At 22.2% G+C, this 22,695-nt stretch carries 24 protein-coding genes; 10 read left to right on the top strand and 14 right to left on the bottom strand.

Translation table 4 applies throughout. The features are described from left to right. Nucleotide 1 precedes the first annotated feature (1 nt). The 4 genes from rnr to fmt all read left to right on the top strand — a co-directional run bounded on the left by rnr (nt 2) and on the right by fmt (nt 5,429). Nucleotides 2–2,191 (top strand): ribonuclease R, encoded by a 2,190-nt coding sequence (gene rnr, locus ACJA27_RS03005; protein ID WP_406617821.1) that lies wholly within the window; start codon nt 2–4, stop codon nt 2,189–2,191. After that, nucleotides 2,175–2,954 (top strand): tRNA1(Val) (adenine(37)-N6)-methyltransferase, encoded by a 780-nt coding sequence (locus ACJA27_RS03010; protein ID WP_406617822.1) that lies wholly within the window; start codon nt 2,175–2,177, stop codon nt 2,952–2,954. Before rnr ends, ACJA27_RS03010 begins: the two co-directional genes overlap by 17 nt. A 7-nt stretch (nt 2,955–2,961) precedes the next feature. Continuing rightward, nucleotides 2,962–4,506 carry a methionine--tRNA ligase gene (metG, locus tag ACJA27_RS03015; protein WP_406617823.1) on the top strand — a complete coding sequence of 515 codons (1,545 nt, stop codon included), beginning with the start codon at nt 2,962–2,964 and terminating at the stop codon, nt 4,504–4,506. Nucleotides 4,507–4,586: 80 nt separating this feature from the next. Further along, nucleotides 4,587–5,429: a methionyl-tRNA formyltransferase gene (gene fmt / locus ACJA27_RS03020; RefSeq protein WP_406618306.1), complete on the top strand. Its 843-nt coding sequence runs from the start codon at nt 4,587–4,589 to the stop codon at nt 5,427–5,429. Between the two features lie 186 nt (nt 5,430–5,615). Here fmt and ACJA27_RS03025 read toward each other — a convergent pair whose 3' ends face one another. The 11 genes from ACJA27_RS03025 to rpmG form a co-directional block, all read right to left on the bottom strand. Continuing rightward, a complete protein-coding gene (locus ACJA27_RS03025) occupies nt 5,616–6,974 on the bottom strand; it encodes a M17 family metallopeptidase (RefSeq protein WP_406617824.1) in 1,359 nt (452 codons plus the stop codon). A 10-nt stretch (nt 6,975–6,984) separates the two neighbouring features. After that, complete coding sequence (locus ACJA27_RS03030) at nt 6,985–7,551, bottom strand: hypothetical protein (RefSeq protein ID WP_406617825.1); 567 nt, start codon at nt 7,549–7,551, stop codon at nt 6,985–6,987. 12 nt (nt 7,552–7,563) lie between these two features. Then, a complete protein-coding gene (locus ACJA27_RS03035) occupies nt 7,564–7,911 on the bottom strand; it encodes a YigZ family protein (protein ID WP_406617826.1) in 348 nt (115 codons plus the stop codon). A gap of 26 nt (nt 7,912–7,937) precedes the next feature. Continuing rightward, nucleotides 7,938–8,807, bottom strand: coding sequence for a DegV family protein (locus ACJA27_RS03040; protein WP_406617827.1), 870 nt, complete (start codon nt 8,805–8,807; stop codon nt 7,938–7,940). Nucleotides 8,808–9,126: 319 nt separating this feature from the next. Then, a complete protein-coding gene (locus ACJA27_RS03045; protein WP_406617828.1) occupies nt 9,127–10,062 on the bottom strand; it encodes an ABC transporter ATP-binding protein in 936 nt (311 codons plus the stop codon). A 9-nt stretch (nt 10,063–10,071) separates the two neighbouring features. Next, nucleotides 10,072–11,955 (bottom strand): hypothetical protein, encoded by a 1,884-nt coding sequence (locus tag ACJA27_RS03050; RefSeq protein WP_406617829.1) that lies wholly within the window; start codon nt 11,953–11,955, stop codon nt 10,072–10,074. Continuing rightward, a complete protein-coding gene (locus ACJA27_RS03055; protein WP_406617830.1) occupies nt 11,955–12,959 on the bottom strand; it encodes a hypothetical protein in 1,005 nt (334 codons plus the stop codon). The genes ACJA27_RS03050 and ACJA27_RS03055 overlap by 1 nt, the downstream gene beginning before the upstream one ends. Nucleotides 12,960–12,962: 3 nt before the next feature. After that, nucleotides 12,963–13,835 carry a Cof-type HAD-IIB family hydrolase gene (locus ACJA27_RS03060; RefSeq protein ID WP_406617831.1) on the bottom strand — a complete coding sequence of 291 codons (873 nt, stop codon included), beginning with the start codon at nt 13,833–13,835 and terminating at the stop codon, nt 12,963–12,965. Between the two features lie 72 nt (nt 13,836–13,907). Next, nucleotides 13,908–14,615 (bottom strand): 16S rRNA (guanine(527)-N(7))-methyltransferase RsmG, encoded by a 708-nt coding sequence (rsmG, locus tag ACJA27_RS03065; RefSeq protein WP_406617832.1) that lies wholly within the window; start codon nt 14,613–14,615, stop codon nt 13,908–13,910. Next, the gene (locus ACJA27_RS03070) at nt 14,590–15,570 is read right to left on the bottom strand and encodes a ribose-phosphate pyrophosphokinase (RefSeq protein ID WP_406617833.1); all 981 of its coding nucleotides are present in this window, start codon (nt 15,568–15,570) and stop codon (nt 14,590–14,592) included. The genes rsmG and ACJA27_RS03070 overlap by 26 nt, the downstream gene beginning before the upstream one ends. A gap of 102 nt (nt 15,571–15,672) precedes the next feature. Beyond that, nucleotides 15,673–15,825: a 50S ribosomal protein L33 gene (rpmG, locus tag ACJA27_RS03075; protein ID WP_406617834.1), complete on the bottom strand. Its 153-nt coding sequence runs from the start codon at nt 15,823–15,825 to the stop codon at nt 15,673–15,675. A gap of 96 nt (nt 15,826–15,921) precedes the next feature. Here rpmG and ACJA27_RS03080 point away from each other — a divergent pair, with 96 nt between their 5' ends. After that, the gene (locus tag ACJA27_RS03080) at nt 15,922–16,848 is read left to right on the top strand and encodes a hypothetical protein (RefSeq protein WP_406617835.1); all 927 of its coding nucleotides are present in this window, start codon (nt 15,922–15,924) and stop codon (nt 16,846–16,848) included. Between the two features lie 9 nt (nt 16,849–16,857). After that, on the top strand, nt 16,858–17,928 hold the full coding sequence (locus tag ACJA27_RS03085) for a M24 family metallopeptidase (RefSeq protein WP_406617836.1): 1,071 nt from the start codon (nt 16,858–16,860) through the stop codon (nt 17,926–17,928). Between the two features lie 24 nt (nt 17,929–17,952). Here the strand turns inward: ACJA27_RS03085 and ACJA27_RS03090 are convergent, their stop codons facing one another. Then, nucleotides 17,953–18,399, bottom strand: a complete 447-nt coding sequence (locus ACJA27_RS03090) for an MscL family protein (protein ID WP_406617837.1) — start codon at nt 18,397–18,399, stop codon at nt 17,953–17,955. 89 nt (nt 18,400–18,488) lie between these two features. On the opposite strand from ACJA27_RS03090, the gene ACJA27_RS03095 reads away from it, so the two are divergent. The 4 genes from ACJA27_RS03095 (at nt 18,489) to ACJA27_RS03110 (ending at nt 19,736) form a co-directional block, all read left to right on the top strand. After that, complete coding sequence (locus ACJA27_RS03095; protein ID WP_406617838.1) at nt 18,489–18,803, top strand: AAA family ATPase; 315 nt, start codon at nt 18,489–18,491, stop codon at nt 18,801–18,803. A gap of 29 nt (nt 18,804–18,832) precedes the next feature. Beyond that, nucleotides 18,833–19,012 (top strand): AAA family ATPase, encoded by a 180-nt coding sequence (locus ACJA27_RS03100; RefSeq protein ID WP_406618307.1) that lies wholly within the window; start codon nt 18,833–18,835, stop codon nt 19,010–19,012. A gap of 119 nt (nt 19,013–19,131) precedes the next feature. Continuing rightward, the gene (locus ACJA27_RS03105) at nt 19,132–19,347 is read left to right on the top strand and encodes a hypothetical protein (protein WP_406618308.1); all 216 of its coding nucleotides are present in this window, start codon (nt 19,132–19,134) and stop codon (nt 19,345–19,347) included. Next, nucleotides 19,311–19,736 (top strand): DUF4143 domain-containing protein, encoded by a 426-nt coding sequence (locus ACJA27_RS03110; protein WP_406618309.1) that lies wholly within the window; start codon nt 19,311–19,313, stop codon nt 19,734–19,736. Before ACJA27_RS03105 ends, ACJA27_RS03110 begins: the two co-directional genes overlap by 37 nt. 31 nt (nt 19,737–19,767) lie before the next feature. Here ACJA27_RS03110 and argS read toward each other — a convergent pair whose 3' ends face one another. Both argS and ACJA27_RS03120 read right to left on the bottom strand, forming a co-directional pair. Next, a complete protein-coding gene (argS, locus tag ACJA27_RS03115) occupies nt 19,768–21,402 on the bottom strand; it encodes an arginine--tRNA ligase (RefSeq protein WP_406617839.1) in 1,635 nt (544 codons plus the stop codon). Nucleotides 21,403–21,584: 182 nt separating this feature from the next. Further along, nucleotides 21,585–22,694: an ABC transporter ATP-binding protein gene (locus ACJA27_RS03120; protein WP_406617840.1), complete on the bottom strand. Its 1,110-nt coding sequence runs from the start codon at nt 22,692–22,694 to the stop codon at nt 21,585–21,587. Nucleotide 22,695 lies beyond the last annotated feature (1 nt).

Here is a 22,695-nt window from a genome sequence, read left to right on the forward strand (position 1 = left end):
TATGCTTAATAAAGAATCGATAATAAAACTATTAGAAAAAGAAAAAAAACTTAGTTTTATCAATATAGCTAAAAAATTAAAAATTTCTTACAAAGAAAATAAAGTTTTAACCAATTTTTTATTTGAATTAATAGAAACATATCAAATAACCAAAAATTTAAAAACTAATGATTATGAATATGTTTCTTTTGTAAAAAACATAACAGGAACTTTGAAGGTAAATTCAAAGGGTTTTTTTGGTTTTATAGAATTAGAAAAAATAGATGCAAATCAAGAAGATGAAAGTTATTATGTTCCTAAAACCTACTTTAACAAAGCATTAGATAATGATAAAGTTGAAGCTAAATTATTTTTAGATATTTATGAAAAACCTTTTTGTATCATAACTAAAATAATAAATAGAAATACTGAATATTTATATGGTGCCATTTGTGAAAATAAAGGCATAACTTATTTTGATTGTATTAATAAAAAATTTGCAAATGAAAAATTTTCTATTAAACACAAATCAATAGAAATCCAAAATAAAGATCTTGTAAAAGCAAAAATTATTAACATAAATAATAATTTTATTTGCATAGATATAATAGAAAAAATTTCAAATACTAATGACCCAATGTGTTATGTAAAAGCTTTACTAGATGAAAGAAATGTCCCAAAATATTTTTCAAATACTTTAAATAAAGAAATAGAAAATATTCCTGAAAATATTAAAGAAGAAAATTTAATCAATAGAAAAGATTTTAGAGATGAATTAATAGTAACTATTGATGGAGATGATACCAAAGATTTTGATGATGCTATTAATGTAATTAAAAAAGATAATGGCAATTATATTTTGGGAGTTCATATTGCTGATGTATCTTACTATGTACAAGAAAATAGTTTAATAGATTTAGAAGCATTTAATAGAGGAACTTCTATATATTTACTAAACCAAGTAGTTCCTATGTTACCTTTTAAATTATCTAATGGAATATGTTCATTAAATCCAAATGAAGATCGTTTTACTTTGTCAGTTTTAATTGAATATGATAAAGAAGGTAAGGTTATTAAAACTAATTTTTACGAAGGGATTATTCAATCAAAATATCGTTTAACTTATAACAATGTTAATAAGTTTTGAAATAATACTTTAACTTTTGAAGATGAAAAATTAAAAATTATGCTAAACAATGCTAAAGAACTAGCAATTTTAATAGCCAAACAAAAATATAATGATGGATATATAGATTTTGAAATTGATGAACCCTATATTAAATTAGATGATAAAGGAAATGTTTTAGATATTTTAGTAAAACCATCTGGTGATTCTGAAAGAATGATTGAAGCATTTATGGTAGCTGCTAATGAAGCTGTTGCTTCTGAATTAAATAAAAATAAAATTCCATTACTTTTTAGAATCCATGACAAACCAGATGAAGAAAAAGTTGATTATTTTAAAACCGTTCTTAAATCTTTAGGAATTGATGTAAAAATTGATTTAAGTTCTATAAATTCAAAAAGTTTCCAAAACATTATTGAACAAATAAAGAAAACTAGAAATGATGATTTTATAAAACTTTTATTCTTAAGAACAATGCAAAAAGCTATTTACTCTCCCAATAATATAGGACACTTTGGTTTAGCTTCCAAAGATTATTGTCATTTTACTAGTCCTATTAGAAGATATCCAGATTTAATAGTTCATAGAATTTTAAGAGAAATTTATCTTCATCAAAACAAAGATAAAATTGAACACTACAAAAATATTTTAAATTCGATAGGTGAACATTCTAGTTATACTGAACAGGAGGCAACTAATTTAGAAAGAGATACTAATGATTTAAAATTTGCAGAATTTTATAAAGCTAGAATAGGTAGAAAATTTTCTGGACAAATTGTAAGTATTTTAAAATTTGGAATGTTTATAGAATTTAATAACAAAACTGATGCTTTAATCCATATTTCTACCATTGGAGAAAAAGATGAATTTACCCCAAATGATGAATTTACAAAATTAACAAGTAAAACTAAAATTTATAATTTAGGTCAAAAAGTAAATGTTATTATTATAGGTGCTGATGAAATAGCAGGTAAAGTTGATGCTGTTTTAGAAGAATATTACCCTAAATATTTAAATAATTTACAAAGTAAAAACAAACATTTTCATAAACCAAATAAAGGTAAAAATTATGAAAATAGAAAATAAAATTGTTAAAAATAATTTAGGTTTTAATTCAAATTTATATATTAAACAAGATAAATCAATGTTTAATTATTCAGTTGATACTATTATGTTAGGTAATTTTGTAATGTTAAATTCTAATACAAAACATGTATTAGAAATAGGTACTAATAATGGTGCATTATCAATTTTTTTAGCAGAAAGATATTCTAAACTTAAAATTGATGCAATAGAAATACAAAAAAAAGCCGCTGATTTAGCTATTGAAAATGTATCTTTAAATCATAAAGAAAATCAAATAAATATTATTAATGAAGATTTTAATGAATATTGAAAAAATTATATTAAAACTAATAATAAAAAATATCAAATTATAGTTTCCAATCCTCCATATTTTCCTTTTAATAAGACAAATACGAAAAAAAATGTTTCCGAGGAATTTTTAATAGCTACTCATGAAATTAAATTAAACTTAGAAGAATTAATTTACGGAAGTTCAAAAATTATTGAACAAAAAGGTTATTTAAATTTAGTTCTTCCAGTGGAAAGAATGATTGATTGCATTGAATTATTAAGAAAATATAAATTTGAGCCCAAGAGATTACAATTTATATATCCAAGAATTAACGATAAACCAAAATTTATTTTAATTGAAGCACGTTATCAAACTGGATGAGGGGTTCATTTTTTACCTAATTTATATTTATATGATTCAAATGACAAAAATAAACATGAATATTTACCTGAAATAAAATTATTATACAAACCCAAAAAAATTGATAAATAGAGGTCTTATGTCTAAAAAAACTTTTTTTATAACTACACCAATTTATTATGCATCTGGTAATTTGCATTTAGGACATTTATATTGTTCCACATTAGCTCAAACTTTTGCTCTTTATAAAAAAATGATGGGTTATGATGTTAAATTTTTAACTGGTAGTGATGAACATGGAGCAAAAATTGAAGCAAAAGCAAAAGAACAAAATGTAGAGCCTCAAGTTTATGTCGATAATTTAATTGAAAAATATAAAGAATTATGAAAAAAATGAGATATTAATTTTGATTATTTTAGTAGAACTACTAACCTATATCATAAAGAATTAATAGCTAATATATTTGAATTCTTTCTAAAAAAAGACATCATTTATAAATCACAATATGAAGGATGATATTCTATAAATGATGAAGAATACTTAACTGAAACTCAAGCAATAAGAGATGACAAAGGAATATTAAGACACCCAACCAGCGGACATGAATTAACTTTAATTTCTGAAGAAAGTTATTTTTTCAATATGAAAAAATTTCAAAATTGATGATTAAAAGAGGTTGAAACTAACCCAAATTGATTAAGACCCATTAGTAGTGTTAATGAAATGAAGAAAAATTTTATGCTAAAAGGTTTAGATGATCTATCTGTAACTAGAAAAAATGTTAAATGAGGAATTAAAGTTAAAAGTGATAATAAACATACTATTTATGTATGATTGGATGCTTTATTTAACTATATTTCTGCTCTAGGTTATGACTTAAAAGTTCCAGGAAATGATTATTTAAAATACTGAAAAAATGGAAATGAAATAGTTCATCTTTTAGGCAAAGAAATTGCAAGATTTCATTTTATATATTGACCAATTTTTTTGAAAGCTTTAGATTTACGCCAACCTACTAATATTTTAGTACATGGTTTATTAAGAGATAAAGATGGAAGAAAAATGTCTAAATCTTTAAACAATGTAGTCGATTTAGATGATTTATTATCTAAATTTGACCCTGAAATGGTTAAATATTATTTATGCTCACAAATTAAATTTAGTGAAGATGGAAACTTTAGTGAATTAACTTTAAAAGAAAAAGTTAATGCTGAATTAATAAATACATTTGGAAATTTAATTTCAAGAACATTAAAAATGAAATTTAATTCATTTCCTAATGGAATTATCTATAAAACTTCTGAAAATTCTATCCATAAAGAAATTGATAAATTAATATTAGACTCTAAAAAAGAATATATTAAACATATGGATAATTTTGAATTACAAGAAGGAATACAAATTGCTATTGATTTAGCTTCTAAATTGAATAGTTATATAGATAAAACACAACCTTGAAAATTAACTAAAAATTTAGAAGAACTAAATTTAATAATTTCAAGATTGTTAAATGGTATATATGCAATTTCAACATATTTAAAAATTGTTTTACCTAAAAAAACACAAGAAATTTTAGAAGCATTAAAAATTGAAAAATTTGATATTAACCAAATTGAAAATTTTAATAAATTTGATAATTTATTACAAAATGAAAAATTTATTTTATTTAATAGATTAAAATAAAGTAGATTATTAAATATTATAAAATCTGCTTTTAATAAAGCAGATTTTTGTTAAAAATAACTATAAAAAGGAGAAATATGATAAAAATACTACTTGCTGGAACCCCTAAATTTTCTGTCCCTATATTTGAAACTATAATAAATTCTAATGAATTTGAAATAGTTGGAATTATTTCTCAACCTGACAAAATTGCTAATAGAAACAAACTTGTGGAAACACCAACTAAACAATTAGCACAAAAATATAATATAAAATGCTGACAACCGGAAAAAATTAAACATATAGAAAATGAACTAAAAGAATTAAATTATGATTATCTTTTAACTTGTGCTTTTGGTCAAATAATTCCAGAAGCTATTTTAAAAATTGCGAATAAAGATAATATAAATATTCATGGTTCTCTATTGCCAAAATATAGAGGCGCTTCTCCTATTCAATATGCTTTGTTAAATGGAGATCAAATAACAGGGGTTTCTATTATTAGAATGGTAAAAGAAATGGATGCAGGAAACATTTTAATACAAAGTCTAATAAATATTGATAATAATGAAACCGCAACAACTTTATTTAAAAAATTTGATGATCATATTTCCAATAATATTGTTAAATGAATTAAACAAATTAATAACAAAGAAATAAAAGAAATTATTCAAGATGAAACAAAAGTTACTTTTTGTAAAAAACTAACTAAAGAAGAAGCTAAATTAGATTTAGAAAATCAAAATTCTGAAGATATAATAAAAATTATTAAAGCATATGAATCAAATCCAGGAGCTTATACTTTTTTAAATGGTAAACGATTAAAAATCTTTTTAGCAACTACAAAATTTATAAAAAACACAATTTCTTTAAAATGTAAAGATAAAGAAATATATTTATTAGATTATCAATTTGAAAGTAAAAAAAGAATTAAAAAAATATAAAAAGAAAATATGAAAATTTCAAAATACTATGTAAATCAAACTGCTTTAAAAATTAAATAAGAAATATTAAAAAAGTAATTTAATAAACTTAAAAAAACTTTAGAAAAATAAAGTTTTTATAAAAAGTTTTAAGAAACAAAAAAATCATAGCATTTATTTTTTACTATGATTTTTTTTGTTTTATTCTTATTTATAAGCTAATTCAACTAAAGTAGAAACTAAAATACCTTGAGGGTTACCTTTAATATCTGCTGTTCCAGCAACATCACAATGAATATAATTTACACCATTTGTAAATTCTTTTAAAAACATTGCTGCTGTATTACAATCAGATTTTTCAGAAGTGTTATAGTTATTTAAATCAGCAACTAATGAAGCTTTATTTGGCTCATGAAAATCTTCATGCATTGGCATTCTTCATATTTTTTCATACGCATGTTTGGAAGCACAGTTTATTTTTTTTCAATCATCATCATTAGTAGCATATACACCTGAATAATATTGTCCTAATGCTCTAACCATAGAACCTGTTAAAGTTGCAACATCAACTAATAAAGTTGCATTTAATTTTGTTGCTCCATAATATAAACCATCTGCTAAAACTAATCTACCTTCTGCATCTGTATCAGTTACTTCTACTGAAATACCACTCATTGATTCATAAACATTTTCTGGTAAAGAAGCATCACCATCTAATCTATTATCAGTAATCATCATTATCGCTGCAACATTTTTCTTAATACCTAATTCAGCAATAGCTTTAACTGCATAAGCTACAATAACTGAACCAGACATATCAAATTTCATACCTTCCATATCATAACCCTTGGTATTTACACCTCCAGTATCAAAAGTAATTCCTTTACCAATATAAACAAACTTTTCTTTTGAAGAAGGATTCCCATTATATTCAATAACAACAACTCTTGGTTCATAAGTAGAACCTTTATTAACAGAAATTAACAATCCCATTTTTTCTTTTTCAATTTCTACTTTATTTAAAACAGTTACTTTTAATCCTTTAACTTTAGAAAATTCTTTTTGAATATATTCGGCTAAAAATTCTGAATTACACACATTTTCTGGCATTATTTGTAAATTTCTTGTTTCGTTTATATTTTTAGCAATAACAACCAATTTATTAAACAAATCTTTATAATCATCATTTTTTAACAAAATAGAAAGCTTTTCTTTTGGTTCTTTTTTATTTTTTTTCTTACTAAATAAATCAGCATTAATAAAAGCTTCTTTTAATACAAACGCTCTTATTATTTCTTCTAATTTAAGTTTTTCAAAAACAAAGCTTTCTAAATCAACTAAATATGATCTGTTTAAATTTTTAATCAATTCTTCAACTATATTAGCAAAATCAAAATAATTATTAATTTTTGATTTTTGTAAATAAATATATGCTTCATTTTTATTTAAAAACTCTGTAATTACTTTATGTTTTTTACTTATTAATTCTTGATTATTTTTATCATCAGAATAAATTGCTTTTAAGACAATTTCATTATTTTTTTCTTTTGTATAATTTGTAATCATTTTATTCTCCTTATTTCAAATAATTATTGAAAATATCAAATTCTATATCTTTATATGATACTTTTTTAATATCTCCTCACAATAAATTTTTTGAAAAAAATGTAGATTCTAAATTTTCTCCAATTGATACAAAAAATTCATAATCCAATTTATTTAACAATTCTACAATTGATAATATATTATTTCTTTTAATAAAAGCATTATATTTTCATTTATTTATTCTTTTATTCTTTATATTAAAATCTTCATCAATTAAATTTAATAAATTTGCTTTTTTCAAATTTTCAATTCCAGTGCCTATAATTAAATTAATAATAATTTTTGAATTATTGAATTTAAAAACAGGAATAGTATTTTGATATTTATCGATAGAATTATCTAAAAACAATGCAGGAAACTTCTTTTTTAATTCGAAAAAATCTTTATGTCATAAACAAATTTGAAAATTTTTTTCAAAAGAAAAATCTTTTTTATTTATAAATTGATATGAAAACCTAGATAATGAATAATACATTTTATTTTCATCTAAAATACTTTTCAATTCATTTCATATTTTTAATTTTGAATTTATATGCATAAACCCTTTCTTTTAATCTTCTAAAGTCCATAATGTCATATTTTTATAAGTTCTAGATAAATTACCTACTCCTAATTTTATTCCTCCATAATATCTAACAATAACAATTAAAGTATTATATTTTTCTTTTAATAATAAGACTTCTCTTATTTTATTTGATGAAGTTCCTTTGGGTTCTCTATCATTAGAAGTAATTCCTTCAATATTTAAATCTTTTTTTATCAAACAAGCATAACAAATGTGTGTTGCTTTTTTATGTTCTTTTTTAATAAAATCAATTTTTGTCTTAATTTCTTCTTTACTTATATCCTTAAATTTATAACCATAAAATTTAGATTTATCTATCTCATAAAAAAACATATTTACCTTATTTATAGATAAATACATTAAAAAATTGTTTTAATTTTTTCTTGAATTTTAGGGTCTAATTCAGTCACTATACATACAAAAGCTTCAGCACCTGTATGTATAGAAACAACTGTAGGAATATAAGAAATAAATGGTTCTATATGATAAATTTCTTTTGTATATTTTACAAATTCTTCTAATTCTTTCGGTTGGGAATGAAGCAATATTACACATCTATTATCACTTAAATTATTATAAAAATCCAATTTACTTTCTAACATTTTTTTAACAGATTTTGCAAAAACTAAACCTTTGCTTTCTTTTAATAATTGTCCATTTTCAAATTTAATTAAAGGAACAATTTTTAATAATTTTGCTATTAAGGCAGCGGCAGGATGCAATCTACCACCTTTTACTAAACAGTCATTATATTTTGGTATCAAAGTGATAGATTGTTTTCTTTCTCCATTTTCAATGCTTTTGATCACATTATCCAAATCTTGTTCATTTTGGATATTTTTATTTTCTAAATACAATAAATCAAAAAGCATTAATTGAGCCACTTGTATTGATTCAATAACTTTTAATTTTGGAAAATCACTTTGTATTACTTGTAACATTGAATAAGCACTTGATAAGTATTTTGAAATAGGATAAACAACTATACTATCATATTCCATAGATAATTTTGTAAATAATTCTTCTGCATATCCTAAATGAAAGGCAGATGTTTTTGCTTTTGATTCCTTTTTATAATAATCAAAAAAATTTGTTGAATTTATTTCAACACCATCAATAAAGTTTTTACCTTCAATATCAATATTTAAAGGTAATAAATATCAACCTAATTTTTCTACTTGTTCTTTAGAAAGACCAGCAGCCGAATCTATAACTATTGCAATTTTCATTACTCAATTATATACATTTAAGAATAAATATTATAAAAACAATAGACTGTAGGTAATTTATTATAAATATCATTGTTTTAAGCTATATTTCTTCTAAAATTAAAAATCTTCTAATTGTATATATTTAATTGTTGAATTAGAAAAATCTATCAAATCATTAGTTATTAAGAATTTGTTATTAATGTTCTTTTGATTTAAATTATTAAGGCCTTGGAGAGATTTAATTTATTTTTTATTACTATATATTTTATTTAAGCAAAACAAAAAAGTGTTTGATACTAAAATGCATTTTAATATTCAAAATGTTATAAATACAATTTTATTCTGAATCTTTTGAAGAAAAATACATTTCATTCAAAGTCATTTTATTATTAATGATTTGATCAAAATAAATTTTTTCTTTTGTCAATTCTAAAATAAATTCATTTAATATTTCTTGATTTTCTATAAAAATAAATAATTGATTATCTTGAAATTGATAAGAAGATATATATTTTTTAACTATATTTTCTATTTTTTCTAAATCATTCAATTCAGAAAAAATAATTTTTTTATTATATTTATTGTTTAATAGCTTTTCTTTAATTGTTCCAGAATCAGTGACTTTTCCATTAGATAAAATAGTAAAAGAATCAATATATTTTTCCAATTCTAAAAGAATATGCGAAGAAATAAAAATAGTTTTTCCTTCTTTAGATAATTCCTTTAATTCTTTATAAAGTTCAATTCTAGCAGAAGGATCTAAGTTAGCAGCTGGTTCATCTAAAACTAAAATTTCTGGATCATTAACTAAAGCTTGCATTAATAAAATTTTTTTCTTTTGTCCTGAAGATAATTTTGTAGCTGATTTATTAAATTCTTTTGAATCAAAACCAAATTTTTTAAGTAATTCATCAGTTTTTTCATTTGCTTGTACTTTATTTAATCCTGATAATTCAGCAAAATAATAAACATATTCACGAATAGTTAAATTTTTAGGAAAAATAGCAACTTCAGGGACATATCCAATAACCTTTCTTGATTTTTCATCTTTATATGAAATTCCATTAATTAAAACTTCACCTTTGGCATCAGGATAAAAACCTAATAATGTTCTAAAAGTAGTTGTTTTTCCTGAACCATTATTTCCTATAAATCCATGGAAAGAACCTTTTTCTACATTAAAAGATATGTTATCAAGAGCTTTTTTTAATTTAGAACCTGAATTAAAAGTTTTTGTTAAATTTTTAATTTCAATGGCATTTTCTATTTGCATATTACCTTCTTATAAATTAAATGATTTTTTATTGTGTTTTTTATAACCTAAATATAATAAAAGTCCTGAAATACTAGTTAAAGTAATAATTGATAAATATCACGGAATAGTTACACTAATTTTTGTTTTAAAATGTGAGTCTTCATTTTTAATATCTTTTCCTATTTCATCAAATGAATATATATTTTGAATTAAAGTTTCAGATGTATTTTCAAAAATATCTAATTGTTCATTAAAATGATTGCCTAATGATCATAATTCCTTAATAACAGGATTTGATATTTTTGAAAAATCTAAAGATTTATTTTTTAATGATAAATTATCATTTACATATTTAAAATATGTATAAAAAGAAATTGATTGTAAAAGAGAAGCAATTTTATATTTAATTTGTGCTACTCTTCCCATTAAATAAGGATTTTTAGGCAATGTTTTTACAATTTCAGCATATTCTTCATTAAATTGTTTAATAAATTCATTAAAATCATTTTCTGCTAAAGATAAATTAGTTAATTTTGGATATTTTTTAATAAGTTCATCATCAAATTCAATAATTTTATTTTTTATTAAAAAACTTGAAAACAATTTTTGAAATTTCGAATTTTTAGAAATATTATTTATAAAATCTCATGGATTTTCTACATTAAGAGTTGATTTGTTTAAATTAACTTCATTAATAAAATCTGGATTCTTTAATAACTTTTCTAACTCTTCTATTAAGTTAAAATAAGAAGTAATGTTCTTTTTGCTTTGTTCATAATTTTCAAATGTTTGAAAATCTTCACCCATAAATTTAATACTACGCACTAAATTTTGTAATATTTCTTTATTAAAATTCATAGCAAATTTCAATTCATATTTATCATTTTTAAATTTATATGTAATGTAATCTTCTAATTTCAATTGTGAAGAATCTATTTTTTTAAAATCAACAGTTACATTAGAATAACTTTTTAAATTATTTATATCTAAATCAATTGCATTAGCAATAGTATCAAAATATTCCATTAAATTGAAAAAGTAAAGATATTTGTATGCTCTTCCAAAGCGATCAGAAGTTATATCTTGTAAATATTTATATCTAGAAACAAAATCTTTTTTTATTTTTAAATTTCCTTCTTTATCTTTTTGATATTTAGAATTTAAATCTTCAGTTTTTACATTTGGAGTTAAATAAGTTGCAGAATATTTACTTGGTTTATTTACGCGAATTAAATTTTTATTATTATCTTTATTCATTAAAAATTTATCTGAATATTTTGCTGTTGATTCTACATATGCTGAATGGAATCTACTCATGACATTAAATGGAACCATTACTAAAAAAGGAATACCTAATAAAAAGAAATTAAAAGTTTTATCTTCCATAAACAATGAAAGTAATGAAGATAATGAACTAAATAATAAAATCATCATTAAACTAGCCACTAATGTAGTCATTATTGAATAAGAATAAGAAAATTCTATTCCTCTTAATTTTATAAATGCTGGAATAAAAGTCAATAAGTGTAATAATCATAATGAAGCTAAAAAACCTGCTGATCAACTTAATGTAACCAAAAAATTAGTAAAATATATTGTTTTTCTTTTAATAGGTTTGGAAAGCAAAATTATTCCCACACCTTCATTGCGATATTTATAATGCACTATTGAAGATATATGCGATACTGTCACAATTGGTAAAATATAAAAAAAGTTTTTAGATAAAGTAACAAATACTTCTAATGAAGATCTAATTCAAATATTGTAGTTCTTTGTTGTATCTAGTTTTGTAACGGTATAATTAAAAATTATTCCCATTACTAGAATAACAAAAGCAAAAACACCATATATTATATAAGATGCCTTTGTTTTTATATAAATCTTACTTTGAAGTTTAAATAAAGTTTTCATTATTTATTTTCCTTTTCTATAATACCCAAAATAAGAGTTATTAGTTCTTCTTTATCCATTTCTTCTGCTCCAAAAATATTCATTTTTTTAGCTAATAAATAAAGTTTTTCATTAGGTAATTTCACTAATTTTTCATAATTTTGCATTCTTTTAGTAGCTAATTTATCTACTTTGTTTTTTTCTTCTTCTAAATTGTTAGATTCAATAATTTCAGCATTTTCTTCCTGTTCAGAAGAATTTTTAAATTCTTCATTTAAATTCTTATCTTTATTTTCTTGAAAATTTTCTTCTCCTTTGTTAGAATTAGATTCATTTTTTTGGTTTTCTTCTTCAGTTATTTTTTTAATAAATTCGGAAAAATTTAATTGACCATTTGTATTGGTTAATTCTTCAAATAATTTTGAATTTTCTTTTAATATTTGAATTCTTGAAATTTGTTCATTTACCATAATAAAAATTTTTATTTCTCTAACAACCAAAACATCAAAAATAAACATAAAGATAAAATACATTAAAGGTAATAAAGAAATTTTCCACTCTGAAAAAGCATTACCTTTACTTAATGAAACTATGTAATAGATAAAAATAATAGTCGCCAAAATTGAAACTACATTAGTAAAAATTAATGGTGTCTTATTTAAATTTAACAAACTTTTTGCTTTATAACTCTTTTTCAAACTAATTCCAAAAATAACAGCAAAAAAATTATTTAAGAAAAAGAAAATTGACAAAATAACAAAATAACCTTTTCTTAAAATAATAGCTTGAGTTTTAACTTCACTTTCAGAGATAGAAGTTTTTGCATTAGCAAGTTTTATTCTATTAGCAATCAGTTCTAATAAATTTTTATCTAAAGCAAATCATAAAATTTGTGCTAATAAAAATAAAGATAAAATTGCTAAAATAGACATAAAAGCAATAAAAAATGGTCTAAAATGAGATTTTTCATATTTTCAAAAATCATCCAAATTTTTCGCTTTTGTAAAATTTTTATTAAAAAGCATAAATTATTTTCCTTTCCTATTTAATTTTTTAGTTTTTTCAAATAACTCATAATCAAATTTAGTTCTATAAATATAATCATTGATTGCTTCAATTAAACCTAATTGTTCTACTGATGAAGTGTAATGTTTTGCATAAGACATTGTTTCCAAATCTGAATTTGCCATAGCATATGAATGACCAACGGCTTTTAACATTGCTATATCATTTTGACTATCACCTATAGCCATAACTCTATTAATATCAGCATTAAAATAATTATCACAATATCATTTAATACCTGAACTTTTATCAATATTAAAAGGAGTTATTTCAATATGAGAATTTAAATTAATTATTTTTAATTTAATATTTTCTTTAGATAAAACTTCATAAATGTTTTTTATTTCATTTGCATCACCATAAAATTCCATTTTATTTAAATCGTTTGGAATTTTATTGGTTTCTATTCAATTATCATATTCAAAAAAAGAAACTAGAAATTTTTTCATTTTTTCATCTGCGTTAAAAGTATAAAAATTATCTACTCCAAATCAATACATTTTAGCATTCATTTTTTTAGCAATATCCAAAACTTTTTGTGCTTCTTCTTTGTCCATATAAATAACATTTAAATATTTATTTTCTAAAATATCATATGTAGTTGATCCACCACAAGTAACTAAATATCTACAATTTAATGTTCTTGCTAATCTTTTTATTTTTTCAAAAGGGGGATTACCAGTATTGATAATAAATTCAGTATCAAATTTTTCTCTTAATGTTTCCAAATATTCTTTTGTTTTAGGGTGTAAATTTTTATTAGGAAAAGGGTATATTGTTCCATCCACATCACTAAAAACAATTCTTTTAAATTCCTTTACATCTTCATTTTTCATAATTTTAATTATATTAAAAATACTATATATATAAAATATATAGTATGTCTAATAGAGAATAGAAATAAATATTTAAAATTTAATTATTTTTGTTCATAGTAAAGGTCAATTATTAGGAGTTTCTTGTTCTTTTTTTAAAGATACAAGGTAATTTTTATGAATTTCTATTTCATTTAATGGATTTTCTATTTCATTAACAATTAATTTATTTTTTAAAAAAGGTATTTTTTTATCAACTATATCTATTTCGTTTTGAAAATTTTTACCCTTAAGAAAAACAAATCAACCATTTTTTTTCAACAAATGAAATGATGCCATAATTAAATTTTTTAATTCAGAAACCGCTCTAGCTGTAATTAAATCAAATTGGTAATTAGTATTAAAAACATTTTCAACTCTATCACATTTAATTTCTAAATTTGTTAAGTTAAAAATAGTTTTTAATTCCATTAAAAAATCAAATCGTTTTTTTAATGGCTCCAAAATAACTAATTTCATATTTGTATGTAAAAGCATAAAAGGAATAGAAGGCAATCCTGAACCTGCACCTATATCTAAAAAAGTTAATTCTTTTTTAACAAAATTATGTTGCTTATCTATTTCTTCCATACATAAAATAGAAGAATAAATACCTTCTGTTCATAATGTTTCTTCATCAAAACCAATTAAATTAATAAATTTATTTTTTTCTAATAAAATCTCAACATATTTTTCTAAAATTGAAAAATCATAATTTTTAGATAAACAATAATCTTTAATTTTTTGTTTTGATAATTTCATCTCTTAAATTAACATAAAGTTGAGAAATAGATTCACTTTTAGTAGAATATTCAATTACTTTAGATAAGGTTTCATCTAAACTAACAATTTCAATTTTTTTATATTTCGAAGTTCAAGAAGAATTGTCTATTGAATCTGTTATAAAAACTTTATCAATTACAGGATTATTTTCAAAAGCTTCAAACCCTTTGGTAAAAATACCATGAGTAGCAGCAATAATAATTTTTTTTGCCCCATGTTTTTTTAAAGTATCAGCTGCTTTTAAAATAGTTCCACCTGTATCAATGATATCATCAATAATAACAGCATTTTGACCTTCAATGTCTCCAATAAGTCCCATAACTTCTGTTTGATTAGTACCAATTCTTCTTTTATCAACAATACAAATTTTTAAATCATCAGAAATAAGTTCAGCCAATTTTCTAGCCCTAACTGTTCCACCATGATCTGGTGATACCACAGTATAATTATCAGCATATTTTTTAATTGCTTTTGCTAAAGTATATTGACCTCTTATGTCATCAATTGGAATATCAAAGAAACCTTGAATAGCCGGATTATGTAAATCAACTGTTACAATTTTAGTTGCACCAGCAGTTTGTAATAATTCTGCTACCAATTTAGCACCAATAGGTTGTCTTGCTGCTGCTTTTCTATCTTGTCTAGCATATCCATAATATGAAAGTAAAATAGTAATAGATTTAGCACTTGCTCTTTTTAATGAATCAATAAATAATAATAATTGCATAATATTATCATTAACAGGGGTTGAAGTACTACCGATAATATAACAATCTTTATTTCTTACAGTTTCTTCGCTAACAAGCATCATTTCACCATCAGCAAAAACTGTTTTTATGATTGGAGTTAATTCAACTTTTAATCTTTTTGAAATTTTATTAGCTAAATTTATTGCATTTGGCATCCCAAATAATATCATTTCATTTTTATTCATTTTGCTCCTAACATTAACATTAATTATTTATTTATAATTATATATTTTTATATCTATAAATAAAAAAACAACCTATTGGTTGTCTTATCATTTGGAAGAATATTATTTCTTTTCTTTATGAGTAGTGTGTTTGTTACATTTAGCACAGTATTTGCTAATTTCAACTTTTTCAGGGTGTTTTTTCTTGTTTTTTTTGCTAATGTAATTTTCCATTTTGCAATCAGCACAAACCAAAGTAAAACCTTCTCTTGCCATAACATTTCTCCTTTTCATAAAGCATATAAACTTTTTATATTATATATTAATAATATTTTTATAACTATATAATTTTACATAGAATAAGGAGCAACTATGAAAAAAGAAATATTCTTAGAAAGAGATGATAATTTTGGATGAAATATTCACCCAAAATTAAATGATGATTTTTCTTTCTATGGATGGTTAGAACTTGAAAGCGAACAAACTGTAGCATATCAAATCAGTATTATTAAAAATTTAACTTTTTTTAATATTCCCGTTTATAAAATGATACTTAATTTAGTTAATTTAAATACAGGAACAAACTTCGTTTTTAACAATTATTCTTTTAGTAATAAAACTATTTATAGTGATGATGGAAATTTAAAATTCGGAAAAGAAATGAAAATTTTGAAATTCCCAGATCATTTTAATATTGATTTTAAAAACGAAGAATTTAGTTTTGATATAGATTTATACTACAAAGATATTTTTTGATTATTTAATGAAAATTATTTTAGTTTAATTACAAATACTAAAAAAAATATAGAATGCAAAAACCTTTTTGCTAATTCTAGTTTCTTAAAAACATCTGGTGTATTAAGAATCAAAGGATATGATTTTAAAATTAATGGTTTAAGTTTTTATCAAAAAGGGTTTGGTCAATTTAGTGAAACTAAAATTATTAACCATTACCAAAAAATTAATCTTATTTTAGAAGATAAACAATTTCTTATTACACAATATACTAATTTAATTAATAAAACTATTGAAATTTTAAAAGAAAATCAAGAACATAAAGAAATTAATTCAGTTGTATATCCTTTAGATTTTTTTGTTTATCAAAAAAATAATTATGCTTTAAAATGAAAAATAGTAATTAATGAAAGTGAAGAATACTATCTTGAATCTATTTCTCAAGTTCTTTCAAATAGATATCAATTTGCTATTATAAAAGATAAAGAGGGTAAAATTATAGGAAGAGCTTTCATAGAAACATTACCCACATTTTATAACGCTAAAATACAATCACTTTTATAAGGAGAAAATATGAATAAAAATGTGTTAAATAAAAAATTTAAAGAATTAAAAATGGATGCTATCATATCTCAAGCACCTCAAACTAGATTATGATATTCTGAAATTCAAACAACGGATGGATATATTATTATTGAACCAAATAAAGCTTATCTTTTTGTTGATGGTAGATATATAGAATATTGTCAAAATAATGCTAAAAATGTAGAAATTCATTTATTAGCAAAAGGTACCTTACAATCTTTTTTAAATGAAAAAAAATATAAAAATGTGGCTCTTGAAAAAGATTATTTAATTTATGAAGATTACTTAAGTATTAAAAACATGCTTAAATTAGAAGAAAAAAACATTCAATGAATTAATGGGCAAGAACTAAGAATTTACAAAAGTTTAGATGAAGTTGCAAAATTACAAAAAGCAATAGATATCTCATTAAGTGCTTATGAAGAATTAATGACTAAAATTAAAGAAGGTCAAAATGAAAAAGAAGTTGCTTCATTATTAAATTACATTATGAAACAAAAGGGTGCAGAAAAAGAAGGTTTTGATGAAATAGTTGCTGCTGGTTCTTCCTCTGCTGAACCACATCATCATCCTGTTGAAAATAAAAAAGTTCAAAAAGGTGAATTACTAAAAATTGACTATGGTGCTCAATATTTAGGATTTACTGCAGATATCACTAGAACTTGTATTTTTGGAGGTGAAGATAAAGTAAATAACCCTGAAGCTTTAAAAATTTTAAATATTGTTAAAGCAGCAGCTAAAGCTGGTAGAGATGCTGTAAAACCTGGTATTAAAGCAAGTGAAATTGATAAAATTTGTAGAGATTATATTTCTAAAGCCGGTTATGAAAAATTCTTTTTACATGGGACTGGTCATGGATTAGGGATTGATGTGCATGAATTGCCATATGTAAGATCTACTAGTGATTATATTTTAGAACCTGGTATGGTTATTACAGTTGAACCAGGAATTTATATTGAAGGACTTGGTGGCGCTAGAATAGAAGATGATGTTTTAGTAGTAAAACAAGGGCGTTATGTTTTTTCTAGAAAAGATGAAAGAGATCCTTTAGAAGTTTAATAAATTTTAAAAATAGTGAAGTTTTTATTCTTCACTATTTTTAATTTCTTGCTCTTGATTTTGGTTTTGTGATAATACACTATTTATATTTTTTAATTCCTCTAAAATTTTTTCTTCAATAGATGGTTCTTTTGGTTTTTCAATAAATCTTTCTGGATATTTTTTCATTTGATACTTAATAACTACATTTTTAAAGATAAAAAAAACAAATAAACTTAGAAAAATAACTAATGAAACCAATAAAAATGAAATTAACGCTCCTAAAAATTTACCAATCAATATTCCATTAATTGAAATATTTTCAACAGATTTTACATTCCAAATTTTTGCTATCGCTTGCATTATTACATCATTTGCTAATGATGAAACAACAGAATTAAAAGAAGCTCCTAATAATAAACCAATAGCTAACATTAGCATATTTCCTCTTTTAACAACTTTTCAAGAATCTTTAAATGACTTTTTAAACATACTACTATTATAAATATAAAATTAAATAAAATCAAATTGTTTCCATTGACTATTTAGTCCAAATAGCAAAAATAGTCAATGGAGTAATAATGGAAATTAAACGTGACAAATATTTAAATGAATTAATAAATAAAATGCATAATAAACAAATTAAAGTAATCACTGGAATTAGACGTTGTGGAAAATCATATTTTTTAAATAACATTTTCTATAGGTATTTAATAGAAAAAGGAATAAATAAAGAAAACATTATTATTATTTCATTGGATGAAATACAAAATTGTTGACTTTTAGACGCCAACAAATTATATGAATTTATTAAATCAAAAATTATTGATAATAATATGTATTATGTAATAATAGATGAAATACAAGAAGTAAAAGATTTTATATATGTACTATAAATAGTTTAATAAAAACTTCAAATATTGATTTATATGTAACCGGCTCTAATTCTAAATTTTTATCTTCTGATATATTAACTGAATTTAGAGGAAGAGGTGATCAAATTCACATCTATCCTATTTTATTTTATGAATATTTTAATTCCATTAATTTAGATTTTGATGCTGCTTTTAATGAATATTTAACTTTTGGAGGGATGCTTTTTTAATAAATCAAAAGACTGATGAAGAAAAAACTAAATATTTAATAAATTTATATAATGAAATTTATTTAAAAGATATTAAAGAAAGATACAAAATTAAAAATGATGAAGAATTAAATGAACTTTTAAATTTTTTAGCTTCTAATATTGGTTCATTAACAAACCCAAATAAATTAATTAACACCTTTAATTCAATTAAAAAAATTAATATATCTAAAAATACTATTAATTCTTACTTAAATATATTAGAAGATTCTTTCTTGATAACTAAGGCCATTAGATATGATATTAAAGAAAAAAATATATTAATACTCCATATAAATATTATTTTACTGATGTAGGTTTAAGAAATGCCCGTTTGAATTTTAGACAAATAGAAGAAAACCATATTATGGAAAACATAATATTTAATGAGTTAATATCAAGAGGGTATTTAGTAGATATAGGAACAATAGAAATAAATGAATTAAATAATTCAAAAACATATTCAAAAAAACAAATTGAAATAGATTTTATTGCTAATTTAGGAAATAAAAAAATATATATTCAATCTTGTTATCAATTACCAACTAATGAAAAAATTCAACAAGAAATAAGACCTTTACTTAAAACTAATGACTATTTCAAAAAAATCATCATTGTAAGAAATAACATAAAAACAAAAATAGATGAATATGGAATTATAACAATGAGTATTCAAAATTTTTTATTAGATAAAAATTCAATATAAAAATATCAAGTGTTCAACTTGATATTTTTGATTACATTTTTTCAGCTATTGAAATACCTAATAATTTCATACCAATTTCTAAAGTAATTGTAGTTGCTTTAACTAAGGCTAATAAACTTGTTTCGTTTTCACTTCCAATAGTTTTTGGAGTGTTTGAATATCATGAATTAAATTCTTTAGCTAATTTAATCATATATTGAGTTAATAAATTAGTTAAATATAAATCAGCAGATCTTTCAATAATTTCAGGAAATTCCATTAAAACAGAAATTAATTTATAGTCATTTTCATTTTCGAATTTAAGTGCTTTAAATGAAGAATTCTTCTTAAGTTGAACTTTATTTAATAAAGCATGAGCTCTAGCATTTGCATATTGAATTAAAACAACAGGATTATCATTGGTTTTTTTAGTAGCAATGTCTATGTCAAAATCTAATCTAGAATTATATGTTCTATCTAATAAAATGAAACGAGCATTATCTACACCTACAAGATCAACAAATTCTCTTAAATAAAAACTTGTTCCTTTTCTTTTAGACATTTTATATTCTTCACCATTTTTTACTAAACGAACTAATTGCATACATAAAACAATTAATCTATTAGGATCTCAACCTAAATCTTCCATAGCACATTTCATTCTTTTAATGTAACCTGAGTGATCAGCACCCCAAACATTTATTACTACAGGAATTTCTTTAGTTCTACTAAATTTAATATTATGATAAGCAATATCAGGAGTAAAGTAAGTTAAATCCCCATCGCTTTTAATTAAAACACGATCTTTATCATCACCATGAATTGTAGTTTTTAATCAAGTTGCCCCATCTTTTTCATAAGTGTTTTTTAATTTAGCAATAGTTTTATTAATAGCTTCACGATTATTTGCATATAAAGATTTTTCACTAAATCAAATATCAAATTTCATTCCAAATTTTTCTAAGTCCTTTTTAATTTCACCTAAAAATAAATTTGTTCCTTCCACTTTAAAGAAATCTAAAACTTCACCTTCTAATTTAACACCTTTATATTTATCACCATATCTTTTATTAAATTCTTCCGCTGCCCAAGAAATATCTGAACCTTTGTAAGCTTCTTCTGGCATTGGATATTTTTTATCAAAAATTTGTTGATATCTAGCAAAAATACTTTCTGCTAACATATTGATTTGATTACCAGCATCATTGATGTAGTATTCACGAGTAACATGAACACCAGCGAATTCACAAATATTAGAAACTACTGAACCAATAGCAGCATTTCTAGCATGTCCTACATGTAAATAACCAGTTGGGTTAGCAGAAACTCATTCAACATTTAATTCTCCACCTTTGTTTCCTTTACCATAATTGTCTTTTTGTTTTAAGATGTAATTTACAGCATCAACAAAATATTTTTTATTTAAAAAAATGTTAATAAAACCAGGTTGAGCAATTTCAATATTTTCAATAAATAATTTATCTTTTTCTTTTAATAATAATTCAACAATTTCTTTTGCTAATTCCATTGAAGGTTTTGTTTCACTTTTATTAATAATTGCAAAATTAGTAGAAAAATCTGCATGTGTTTTAGGTTCAATTAAAAAAGGTTCTTTTGAAAGTTTTAAAGTTTTTGCTATTTTCTTTAAAATTGTTACTATTTTTTTCTTAATTTCTATTTTATTCATAATGTCTTAATTATATTACATTAAGCATTTTTTATAACCATTTACTAAATAAAAAATAAAAAATTTTGCATTTATATTTTTTTACTTTTTTAACTATTTTATAGAATAAAAAAGAAATTTTTTATTTTGATTTTTAACCCATTTTTAAAATAAAAAAATCAAGCAAAATTGCTTAATTTTTTCTATAAATTTTTATCTGTTTGAAAATACATTTCATTTAAACTCATTCTATTTTCTTTAAATAAAATTAACTTAATTTTTTGTTTTAAAGTTTCGTCAAAAATGATTTTTTGTTCCTCTTCATTTAACATACATAATAAATAATCTTTTTTATCTTGATATTTAATATGATAATTATCTAAAATATTTTTTGTTTTTTCATTATTAGAAGTATTTACTAAATAGTTATATTTATTGATTTTAATTTTTTCTTTTAAGAGTCCTGTATCAATCATTTTTCCTGATTGTAAAACTGTATAACTATCAATGTATTTTTCTAATTCTAAAAGAATATGAGAAGAAATAAAAATAGTTTTTCCTTGTTCATTTAATTCTTTAATAAATTCAAAAAATTTTAATCTAGCAGAAGGATCTAAATTTGCTGCTGGCTCATCCATAATTAAAATATCAGGATTATTTAATAAAGCTTGCATTAATAAAACCGTTTTTTTTTGCCCTGAAGACATATAAGCGGCTGATTTATTCATCTCTTTTGAATCGAAATGATAATGTTTTAATAACTCATTAACTCTTTTTGTTGCTTCTCTACTTTTCATTTTTGACATTCTAGCAAAATGAAGTAAATATTCTCTTACTGTTAATTTTCTAGGGAAAATTCCTATTTCAGGAATATAACCAATAGAATTTTTAGCATCTTTACTATCGGCATGAAAACCATTTAAATATATATTACCTATATGGTTTGGATAAAATCCTAGAATAGAACGAATTGTAGTAGTTTTACCTGCACCATTATCTCCTATAAAACCATGAAATTGTCCCTTTTTAACTTCAAAAGATATATTGTCAATAGCAGTTTTATATTGCCCTAAAGCATTTTTAAAAATCATACTTAAATTTTGAATAGAAATTGCTATATCATCATTTGGTTTATGATTATTATTTTTTGCTACTCTTTTTCTAGCTTCTATGTCTTTATGCATAAAATTAGAATTCTTAATGTTATCAGCAAAATTTCAAAATACTTTTAAAATTCTTGTACATTTTTTTAAATAACCTTCGGCTATAAGTTTTTTATAAAATGCTTTAAAAAATTTATTCTTGTGTTTCATA

This window comes from Mycoplasmopsis lipophila, assembly GCF_045276895.1.
GTDB lineage: Bacteria > Bacillota_I > Bacilli_A > Mycoplasmatales > Metamycoplasmataceae > Mycoplasmopsis > Mycoplasmopsis lipophila.